Annotated in this window: 5 protein-coding genes; all 5 read right to left on the bottom strand. The window is 35.7% G+C overall.

Annotation, left to right across the window (positions count from 1 at the left end; all coding sequences use genetic code 11):
- Positions 1-70: 70 nt before the first annotated feature.
- Positions 71-2455: an ABC transporter permease gene (locus JAZ75_RS02830; RefSeq protein WP_208700167.1), complete on the bottom strand. Its 2385-nt coding sequence runs from the start codon at positions 2453-2455 to the stop codon at positions 71-73.
- A 39-nt stretch (positions 2456-2494) separates the two neighbouring features.
- On the bottom strand, positions 2495-4873 hold the full coding sequence (locus JAZ75_RS02825) for an ABC transporter permease (RefSeq protein WP_208700165.1): 2379 nt from the start codon (positions 4871-4873) through the stop codon (positions 2495-2497).
- Between the two features lie 40 nt (positions 4874-4913).
- Entirely contained in the window at positions 4914-7304 is a 2391-nt protein-coding gene (locus JAZ75_RS02820) for an ABC transporter permease (protein WP_208700163.1), read from the bottom strand.
- Positions 7305-7367: 63 nt separating this feature from the next.
- A complete protein-coding gene (locus JAZ75_RS02815; RefSeq protein WP_208700161.1) occupies positions 7368-9728 on the bottom strand; it encodes an ABC transporter permease in 2361 nt (786 codons plus the stop codon).
- A gap of 163 nt (positions 9729-9891) precedes the next feature.
- Entirely contained in the window at positions 9892-12255 is a 2364-nt protein-coding gene (locus JAZ75_RS02810) for an ABC transporter permease (RefSeq protein ID WP_208700159.1), read from the bottom strand.
- Positions 12256-12301: the final 46 nt, after the last annotated feature.

The following is a 12301-nucleotide window of genomic DNA, read 5'->3' as shown; positions in this document are numbered from 1 at the left end:
GCTATATTTTTTACCGCAGCGCTAAGCTTCGGGTTTAATTATCTTATTTTGGGTTTATTAATCGCGTTACTTATTCATCCCGTAAACTGTCTACCGGATTTGCCCGCGCAGCTTTGAAAGATTGAAAGCTGATTACCAATAACGTAGTCATGACTCCAAAGAGCAACGCTGAAGCAAAAATCCACCATGTCAGCTCAATTCGGAATGGAAAATCTTCCAGCCATCTATTCATCAAATAAAAGGCAATAGGCGTAGCTATTATACCAGAAATGATCATCCATTTAACGAAATCTTGCGTCAATAATTGAATAATTCCTGCTATAGAAGAGCCAAGAACTTTTCGGATACCAATTTCCTTGGTTCGCTTCAGAATAGTAATCGATAACAATCCTAAAAAGCCCATAGTGCTTATGATAACAGAAACGACCGCAGCGATCCAAATCAGTTTTTCAGTTAGTGTTTCTTTTGCATACAAATTAGCGATTTGTTCATCATAAAATTTATATTCAAATATTTCCTTAGGGTACCAATCCCTCCATTGCTGTTCAAATTCATGTATAAATTGCTGTGGATTTGTACCATTAAACTTGATGGCTATATTTTTTAAACGCCCCGCATTATAACCGATAACTGTCGGCGCTATACCTTCCTTTAGAGAGTTTGTACTAAAATCAGCTACAACACCAACAATTTTTCCGATGCTTTCTTCATTTAATCCTCCCGCGTTAAGGTTTTTCCCTAAGATATCATATGGGTTCTCATATCCGAGGTCCCTAGCCATTTTTTGATTGATCAAAAACTCCGGATTCTTGGGGTTATCATTAAAATTATGTCCAGCGACAAGTTTGATATTAAATGTTTTAATATATGAAGAGTCAGCAATAGCATAACGGGCAGGCCATTTTTCCCAATCTGAGCGATCATCAAATTGAATAGTTCCTCCCCAAACTTTATCATTTGCTGGCGGATTATCACAAAAACTAAATGAGGTAATGTCAGGCCGTTTCGCAAGGAAATGCTTAATTTTTTCTTTGCTGGCAAACATTTCTTTTTTCATAGGAAAAAGGAATACCTGCTCGCGCTCAAATCCCAGATCCGTATTTTTAAGATAATTGACTTGAAGAATGATCACTAAGGTTGCGATCAGAAGTACCATCGCGATTACATTTTGCAAAATAATGAAAGACTTTCTGGTGAAACTCCATGGACCCATTGTCAGTTTTTTTAGAGCATCTTGGATAGGTGTCCTATTGACGAAAAGTAAAGGATAAACACTAGTCAGAAGAGCCGTGCAGATCCAGGTCAATCCGACAATACTAATCAGTGAACTAAAAGAAAGAATTGCTATAGGTTCATCTTGAAAAAGATACTCATTACTCCAGTTTAGGAAAATGCTTAATAAAATGAGTGCAAAAATAGTGGACAGAAGGGTCAATATTAAAGTCTCCAATAAAAACTGGTAAAAGAGTTGTTTCTTTGAGCTCCCTAAAATTTTTCTTACCCCCATTTCAACACTACGGTTCATCTGTTGCGCAAAAAGAATATTGCTGTAATTCACGATTGCCATGATACTAATGCCAAGGGCAATAATTGACAATATCTGTAGTAGCGATTTTTGGGTACCTTTTCCATAGTCTTTATCAAAATGAAAATCGGTTAACGGAAGCAGTTTATAGGAATAATATTCTAGTACACTTTTATCATAATATTTTCCGACAAGCTCATGGATTGTTTTTTCTACCTGAACCTTATCTTCATTATTCCTTAAAGTCAATAAAATATTGTTGTTCGTATTTGTATAACCCCAATTATGAAAATAATCATCCTTTGTATCGATCTTAAAAAGTGTCGGAATCGATTTTAAGGAAAAGTAAACTTCCGATCTAAAGTCAGAATTCTTTCGACTATCATCGATAATACCAATAACTTTTATAGGAAACTCACCCTCAACTAGGATTGTTTTTCCTATTGCATTTTCATCTCCGAAATAAAGCTTAGCAGTAGATGCAGTAAGCGCGACAGTATTAGGCGCATCTAAATCTTTAGGATTCCCCTGTTCCCAGGGGAAATGAAGCATATTAAAGTAATTTGAAGAAGCAAAAGCTGCTTTTCCATCTGTTTTGAACTGTTTATCTTCGATTTCTATAGTGAAATCTTTTTTGTCAATATATAAAGCAGTTTTCTCGATCTGTGGCATTTCTTTCGAAATGGCCTCATACATGGCAAATGATCCTCCTTTTTCATGCTCAACCTGCTCCAGCTTAAGATCGTAAACAACCATGTAAGTCCGATCTTTTTGATGATGAAATTGATCGTAGCTAAGCTGATAGCTATTGTAAATGTAAATGAACAAACCACATGCAATCGCTAATCCTAAACCAATAATGGTCAAAATTGAATAGTACCGGTGCTTTACGAGCTGCCTAAATGCTGTTTTAAAAAATAACTGAATCATTTACTTGTTCTAAATTATTTAAAATATCTATTAAGCCTGTTATTCATCACGTAGACTATTGACAGGATTTGAAAGAGCGGCTTTGATCGCTTGGTAACTAATCGTTGCCAAACTGATCAGAATAGCCATAAGACCTGCAATAGCAAAATAATGCCATTGAATTTCAATGCGGTAACTATAATCTTTCAACCAGTCATTCATTGTCCACCATGCTATCGGTGATGCGATAAGAATTGCTATAAGGACCAATTTTAGAAAATCTAAAGAGAGCAAAGATGTTAATTGCCTAACAGATGCTCCCAATACCTTCCTAACAGCAATTTCCTTCATTCGTGTCTCTGCCATATAGGCGATTAGGGCAAATAAGCCCAAACAGGAAATGAAGATTGTTAATCCTGCAAATAGCATAGAAATTGTTCCAATGGATTGTGTCTCTTTAAATTTAGCTTCAAAATTTTTATCAATAAATTTATAATCAAATGGGTAGTCAGCATTGTATTTCTTGAAGATAGATTCTATAGTTTTTAAATTAACAGCAGTACTATTGTTTGGATTCAATCGGTAATGTATGGTTGTAAACCAGGATCTAGGACCAAATACCACCATAGGAATAATTTCATCAAATGGAGATTCCACGATAAAATCTTTGATTATACCGACCACAGTCCAATCTCTTCCATCGCCTTTAATGATTTGCCCTAAGGGGTTTTTTAACCGCATTTTGCGAACAGCAGTTTCTGTTAAAAGCATTGCATTGCTATCGGTCTTATACTTATATACATCAATATCACGTCCCGACATAAGTACGAATCCCAGGTTTTTTACTGCATCAGCATCGGTGCTGAAACGATTGAAAGATATTTTTTTATCACTGTCGGTACTACCAGACCAGGAAAAACCCCATCCATTACTATAGCGATCGGTAACAGGAGACATATTTTTAGATACAGAAAGTACAGCATTGCTAGCCAGCAATTCATTACGTAACGTTAGATAATTTTTGTCTAATTCTCCTGAAAAACGGGTCGTTAATAAGCCATTGTCATTATAACCCCGATCCCGATCTTTCGTATACTGGATCTGTTGAAATATGATAATTGTTGCTATAGTCAGAATGATAGCGATCGAAAATTGAAGAATAACCAAAAAAGAACGTACACTGAGGCCTTTATTGTAGGTATTCAACTTTCCCTTAAGCGTTTTCAACGGTTTAAAAGAGGAAAGGAAAAATGCAGGATAGCTACCCGCTAAAACCCCTGTGATAACCGAGAAAATAATTAAAAAGAACCAGGTACTACCGGAAAGTAAAGAAATATGAAGATTTTTCTCTACAAGATTATTAAATGCAGGTAGAACCAATATCACACAGATGATGGCCAATATCATAGCCCCAAAACTGATTAAGATACTTTCTACAATAAACTGTAACATGAGGCTTTTGCGACCAGCGCCTACAACCTTGCGGACACCCACTTCTTTGGCTCTTCTTTCGGAGCGGGCTGTACTCAGATTCATAAAGTTAATACAGGCGACTAACAAGATAAATGCTCCAATCCAAGAGAATAAATGTACCAGTTGAATACGACCGGCCGTATATGACCCATTGATGCTTTTATTGTATAAGTAGGTATCTTTATAGGGAAAAGCAAAGATCTCATTCGTGGACTTGATTTCATTGTTACCTACATTGATATGATTTTGGCTCACGAGTTTTATTTTATCATTGAACTCCTGTAAGGATGTACCCTCCTTCAATAAAATATAGGTATAAGTAGAGTTGTTGGACCAGTTTTCGTCAACAAACCCTAATTTCTTAGCAAAGTCCCATGATAATAGATAATCAAATTGAATACTGCTATAACTTGTTGGATCTTTAATTATGGCCTGAACTGTTACCAAGTTATTGGATTCGACTTTTATAGATTTTCCTATAGGATCCTCATCTCCAAAAAGAGATTTCGCAAATTTCTCAGTAATGACGACTGAATTTGCATCTTTCAAAAGGTTCGTTTTGTCACCCTTGAGTAAGGGATAGCTGAACATGTTGAAAAATCCGGGATCAACAAAACTGGCATTGGAAACCAATTTTTTATCGCCATAAGTTGTCAAGAATTTATTACCGTCTTCTATACGGCTAAAACTTTCAATTTCAGGATAATCACTTTTTAAAATAGGACCCATTATTTTGGGAGTATTGGTCCATGCCTGCATCTCACCTTGATAAAGATCGTGATTACTGATGATAAAGAGTCTATCACTTTTCTCGTGAAACCGATCCATACTCAGCATATTTTGCAACCATAGCGCAATAAGCAAAGTTCCGGCCATACCAATAGCCAATCCAATGATGTTGATGCTAGAGAAAGCCTTATTTTTCAATAAATTACGCCATGCGATTTTGATATAGTTCTTTATCATCGTTATCGTATAAAGTAGTCAATTTTTTTAATGCAGTAAATTATTCATCCCGTAAACAATCAATTGGATTGACCATAGCAGCACGGACAGTCTGGTAACTTATTGTTAAGAACGAGATGAGTAAAGCACTGCCACCGGCAAGTATAAAGATCCACCAGTCAAGTTCAATATGATAAGCAAAATTGTCTAGCCATTTATGCATTGCAAACCAGCCAAAAGGAATGCTAATAGCGAGCGCAATAACTACTAACCTGAGGAAATCTACACTTAATAAGCTAACAATTTTTATAACAGATGCACCAACAATTTTCCGGATTCCAATCTCTTTAATTCTTTGTTGCACCGTATAGGTCGAAAGTGCAAATAATCCCATACACGCAATGGAGATGGTAATTAATGAAAAGAGTTGCATCGCTCGCGTTGTCTGTTGATCCTGTAGATAAAGTTGATTAAAGTCGTCATTTAAAAAATGATAGTCATAATTGTTTTTCGGAGCGATCTCTTTTACGATCGTTTTGATCTGATTCAATGCGTCTTGTGTAGGAATTCCATCATGTAGCTTAATAAAGATATTTCCGAAATAACCATATTCAGGAAAGAGCACAACAGGAGTGATTTCATTATGTAAAGATTTAAAATTAAAGCTTTCAACCACTTGTTTTACAGTGCCCTTGCGGCCATTTAAATTTATTTTCTTACCGATCGCATCTTTAGGAGTCCAGCCCATAGCAGTTGCAGCTAGCGTATTAATAATAAAACTATTCTCCGGAGCGACGGTATCGCTTGCTCTTAAGATGTCCGTATCCGATAGGGAAGAACCAGCAATAGATTTAATGTTGAACACGGATACAAAGTCTTTTTCAATAGGAATAGCAGTGACATCAATAGAGAAGTCTGGAGCCTGTCCTTCTACTTCATTAATCGTATAGCCCCCCTGAATATTAACCGGACTATCATAAGATGCCGTTACGCCTTTAACACTGTTTAATTGACTTAGCTTATCCTTTAGCAATTGACGCTCTTTATCCTGCCATCCTCGGCCATCGAGCACCAATATATCTGAACGATCCAGTCCTGTATTTTTAGATTGAATAAATTCCATTTGTTGACCAGCAAATAATGTACAGATGATAAAAAATATGGAAATACAAAATTGGAACACAATCAGCACTTTACTCAAGGATATCCCTGTCTGTTTTTCGATCAGTTTACTTCTGAATATTGAAATCGGTTTTGAACTCGAAATCGAGTAGGCAGGCCAACCACCTGCAAGTAGTGACAGGATAATAAAGAAAGTTAATATTGCTATATAGAGGATAGGTTTGTTCCAAAAGTTGATCTGCATTTCTACTCCCATAAAATGACCGAATAGAGGTAAAAGTAACCATGTTGCCACTAAGCTTATAATTAAGGATATCAAAATCATTAAGCTACATTCGAAGAGAAACTGAAAGAATATTGTTTTTCGTCCTGCACCCAGTACCTTCTTTACACCGATCTCTTTTTTGCGCTCAATCGCATTTGCAAGAATCAAATTGGTGAAATTAATGCAGGTCAAGACGATAAGAGCAATACCCAAAGCCATTAAAATATAAACATAGAGGATATTTCCTGTACCTGCAGTTTTTGAGTGCAAATGAATATCACTTAATTTTTCTACTTTAAAACCGAATTCATATCCCTGTTTAATAGACTCACTAAATTTGTCCTTAACCAGATTATCCAGTTTAAGTTGCACCGATTGAAAGCTTTGATCAGTTTTTAATAATCCTATAGTAATATCGTTAGCTGAATTCCATGAAGCTTCTTTATAGTGTGCTAGACCTTGGTTAGAGAGAATGGCAGAAAATCTGAACTGCGTATTACTTGGCATATCGGCTATTACCCCAGATACCTTCCAGTTCACTTTATCAATAATCAATGTTTTATTTATAGCCGATTCATTTGGAAAATATTTTTTAGCTAAGGTTTCTGTCAATACAATTTGATTAGGCTCATCCAATACATGTTTTTTGTTTCCCTCAATAAAATCATAATCGAGAATTTCAAATACGTTTTTATCAGCATAAATCAGCTTATTTTCCTTTAAAGATTGATTTCCAATATCAACTAATCCACCTTGTATATACGGATATAAACGACTGGCCTGCTCAACTTCGGGAAAATCAGATTGTAAAGTCTGTTGTAGACCTGTTGGCGTTGTACTGGATGAAACCATTTCTGGGCTATTTGGAGCCTTGTATGATAGGCTGAAATACGCAATGCGATCTGCATGAGAGAAAAAACGTTCATAACTGGATTCATGGTATATGTAAGTAGCTAATAACAAAAAGCAGGTTATTCCAATTGTTAATCCCGACATGTTCAACAGTGAAAACCCTTTATTCTTTCGAATATTCCGCCATGCTATTTTAATATAGTTTCGTATCATTTTTTATGCTTTAAAGCTTTTTTCATTAATTCATTCAGATAACCCTACAGTAAGTGTATGTTATTATTCATCCCGTAATGTTTTTACAGGATTTGTATTTGCCGCTTTAATGGCTTGTGTACTCACCGTAATAATTGCGATAGTTAATGCGGCAATCCCCGCTAAAGCAAAGACCCACCATTGAATCTCGATGCGGTAAGAAAAATCCTGCAACCATTTATTCATGATCCACCAGGCAATAGGTGAGGCAATTAAAATGGCAATAAGAACCAATTTTACAAAATCTCTTGAGAGCATGGCTGTTATACCTGTTACAGACGCACCCAATACTTTGCGGATACCAATTTCTTTCGTTCTCAATTCCGCGATGTACGATACCAGTCCAAATAATCCAAGGCAAGATATAAAAATGGCTAATGCAGAGAATATGAGTGCTAACTGAGCTGTTTGTTGTTGCTCTTTAAACTTTGCCGCAAATTGCTGATCAACAAATTTGTATTCAAAAGGGTACGCCGGATTGAATTTTTTGAGTACCTGCTCCATTTGTTTCAAGCTCTGTTCTATAGGTACAGATGCAGGAGTACGAACAACCATATTAAACATCCACTCTTTGGCAGGATGAATAAGAAGTGGAGTAACTGGGCTGTATGGAGATCCGCTGATGTAATCATTGATAACTCCTATAATTGTAAAGGTATTACTTCCCCATTTCAAAATGCTGCCAATAGGATTTTTCAATTTCATTTCTTTGATAGCAGCCTCATTTACGAGTACCGACATACTATCAGAAGCCAATCGCTCGAAGTCAATATCACGACCTTCGATCAATTTTAATCCCAGAGTTTTAACAAAATCACTCTCAGCTTTTCCAATATTGAATACGATTTTTTTTCCTTGTTCAGGGGTAGATCCTTCCCATGAAAAATTACCCCCTGAATTAGAATTGTTTTGGGTAATTGACCATCCGGTACGGGTCACAGCTTGCGCAATATCCTTATTGATCAATTCAGATTTGATGACTTCATAATTTTTTGTCATATCACCTTCCATTGGAATTTCGATCAGTTGTGAAGGTGAGTAACCAACATCACGTTTTCCTGCATATTCAATCTGTTTATTGACGATCAGGGTTGCAATAATCAAGATTAGGGCAACTCCAAATTGGAAAACAACTAATACTTCACGGAAATTGAAGGCAAATCTTTGAGACTTTCCAAATACTTTCAATGATTTAACGGGTTTAAAAGACGATAGCACAAATGCAGGGTATAACCCAGCTAATATTCCTGTAAACAATATAAATCCGAGAAGAGAGACCCAGATCATAGGATCTGTAATCGAAAAAACTAAAGGTTTGTCCAATACTTTATTAAATAGTGGGAGGGATATAGATGTTAATCCTATGGCAAGTATTCCTGCAATACAAGATAGTAGGACCGACTCTGTTAAAAATTGTATAATCAAACTGCTGCGTTGGGCGCCAACCACTTTACGTACCGCGACTTCTTTTGCTCGCTTTTGACTGCGCGCAGTGCTTAAATTAATGAAATTGATACAAGCGATCACTAAAATCAAAAATCCAAGACCAGCAACAAGTTTAACTTGGGTGATTTTGCCTCCAACTGGGATACCTTGTTCAAATTTAGAGTACAAGTGCATTTTGGATACTGGATATAAAAAGAGTGAACCTTTCTGCTCATTATTCGTTTTCTTTGCAATGATATTGACTAGTTTTTTATTAAAGGCATCTACATTTGTCCCCTTCTTTAGCTGGATATAAGTCATAAATGTATTTATGTTCCAAGTGGGAGATTGACTACTTGCATTGATTAAGGGAATCAGATAAGTAAAATCAAAATCTGTATTGCTGGGTAAATCTGCTATTACTCCAGTCACCTGATAAGGTTCTTTGTTATCCAATGTAATCGTTTTGTTCAAAGGATCCGCATCCCCAAATATTTTTTTTGAGAGTCGCTCTGTTAGGATAATATTGTTTGGACCGTTTAATACTTCATTGCGATTACCTTTTAAAAGTTTGAAATCGAACATTTCAATAAAATTTGGATCAACTTCATTTCCTTTAGATTTTATCTTTTTATTATCAAAGGATAATAATCTATCGGTGCTCCAATACATACGAGCAGCATGCTCCACCTCTGGATATTCTGCTTTTAAAGTAGATGAAGCAGTTCCTGCTGTGATGTTTAGCAAGTTGATTTCAGCCTCCTCGTCATATTTGTTCCAGAGTCTATATAGATTATCTTTATTGCTATAGAAATTGTCAAATTGTGATTGATTCTGTATCCAGATGCCTATTAACAATACAGCTGCCATACCAATAGCTAAGCCAATAATGTTAATGGTTGCATATCCCTTACTTTTCAAAAGATTGCGCCATGCTATTTTAATATAGTTCTGTATCATTTGTTTAAACTTTAGACTCGTATTTTTTGCCACTTTTTAAGTTCAATCCATAAGCCAATGTTTTAAATTATTGCTAATCAGCTAATTGTTTATTGCTGTATCCTTCTTTAACTGTACGCTTTCGAACACCTAGCGTTCGTAAGCGTACAGGTTATGAGGGTGATTATTCATTCCGTAGGGTATCTATAGGATTTGATAAAGCTGCTTTAACGGCCTGATAACTTACAGTGATCAAGGTTATAAAAAGAGCCAGACCTCCTGTGACGACAAAAATAGACCAGCTTATTGCAATACGGTAAACATAATTTTCTAACCATTTATCCATAAGTAGATAAGCCAAAGGTGCAGCTATCATAAAACCAATTAAGGTAAGCCAGATATATTCTGTTGATAGCAATTTCCATAAACCGAGTTCAGATGCCCCTAATACCTTGCGGATACCAATTTCTTTTTCTCGTTGTTCAGTTAAGAATGAGACAAGGGCGTACAATCCTAGACAGGAAATCAAAATTGCAAGACCAGTAAATAAACTGGTCAAACTACGAATCATTTCCATCTGCTTAAATTGCTTACCATAATCTTGATCCGTAAAGGTGTAACTGAATGTAATATCAGGATCTGTTTTGGTGAAGTGCATAGCAATGGCTTTCATTGTTGTATTGACTTCACTGTCATCCTTTAAGCGTAAGGTAATCTTACTCTTTGGTAATAGATTTAGGAAATAAGCTGTTGGGGTAATTGATTCGAAAGGTGATTCCGACATTGTGTTCTGTATAATGGCAAGGATTCTGTATTTTACACCTCTAAAACTTAATTGCTTGCTATTCAAATCGGATACTCCCATATATTTTGCAGCAGCTTCGTTTAAAATGACAGCAATAGAATCTGTTTTAAAATCTTTCGAAAAGTTTCTACCTTTCATAAATTTCCATTGGACAGTAGGAGCAAAATTTTCGTCAATAGTATATATGCCCATGATTGATCCTTCTTTAGCATCATTACCTTGCCAGGTAAATCCACCGCCTGTTAAAGCGAGATTGTTTACAAAACTAGAGGATAAAGTTGCGTTTTGGATTAGTCCCTTGTCAAACAATTCTTTTTTGAGGACGTCGAATTTTTTAATAATCTCACCGCTTGAACTCGTGACATTAACTAAATTTTTGTTGCTGTAGCCAATTGGACGATCTTTTACATAGTTTAATTGGGTGATGACGAGGTATGTGGCGATCATCATAAAAATAGAAATAGCGAACTGAATAACAACCATAATCTTCCGCGCTTTAAATTTACTATTTCCTTGAATTGATTTTCCTTTAAGTGCTAAAATTGGATTAAATGAAGATAGGAACAGGGATGGATATAATCCGGATGAAAGACCAAGAAGAACGATGCTTAAGAAAGCAATAAGATAGAAAAATATCGAATGAAAAGGTATTCGTAATTCAGTTCCTATAAAACCGTTTATCCATGGAAGAAGTAAGAGTATAAGGGGGAGGCTGAGTATAAATGCTAAAAATACAGATAAGATAGATTCAAATAAAAAGCCCTGAATCAATTGGCGGCGATTTACGCCGATCGATTTTAATATACCGATTTCTTTACCTCTTTTGATACTTCTAGCGGTACTGAGGTTGATAAAGTTAATACATGCTAGTAAAATAATCAAAGCACTTACCAATGCAAACATCCAAACATATTGAATCTGCCCACCGATATTTTTACCATTTTTAAAATCATTATACAAATACCATTTAGACATAGGGTGTAAAAGAACTTCAGGATCGATGTCTGTAAGTTTCGATTTTAAAATGGTGGTTGTCGTTCTCTCTAATGAAGGTAGAGAGAGCGGATTTTGAATAGAGGCATAAGTATGGAAAAAACAATTACCCCAACTTTGATCGGCATCAGGGTTTTGTTTCAGATAGTCGCAAAATGGCAATATATAATCCAATTGATGAAAAGTACTATTTTCTGGCAAGTCAGCATAAACGCCTGTTATCTGGTACTGCGCTTTACCGTTAAGTTCAACTACTTTACTTATAACGTCTACATCTCCAAATAACCGACGTGCTAATGATTCGGAAATAATCATTTTTGATGGTAGGGCAGGTGTAGATACGTCTCCTTTTATAGATTCAAATGTGAAAAGTTCAGAAAATGCACCCATTGCATACAATCCTGTGCCAGTGATCCTTTTTTCACCACTCTTAAAATTAGCATTTTCACGTTTACTGACTAAAGTAATATGTTGCATTTCATTTTTAAAATCAGATTGCAATAGCTTAGCCAATGGTATGGGAGTAGATCGATCTGTAGACTTCTCACCATTAAATGTACCTGTGATCATGACCTGGTAGATATCATCGTAGTTTTTGAAGTTTTTGTCAACAGAAAACTGCTTCATTATCCACAATGAACTAATTATGACGACTGTAAATCCCAATGCTAGACCGATTATATTGATAATTCCACTTAATGGATTACGTTTTATATTGCGTAGAAAAGTTTTAAAAAATAGTTTTATCATGATTTTGAATCAATTATTATATTTAGCAATTTCTTTTATATGAAAA

This window comes from Sphingobacterium sp. UDSM-2020, assembly GCF_016132525.1.
Lineage (GTDB): Bacteria > Bacteroidota > Bacteroidia > Sphingobacteriales > Sphingobacteriaceae > Sphingobacterium > Sphingobacterium anhuiense.
Note: the sequence above shows the minus strand (reverse complement) of the source record. Positions and strands in the feature narration are given on the sequence as shown.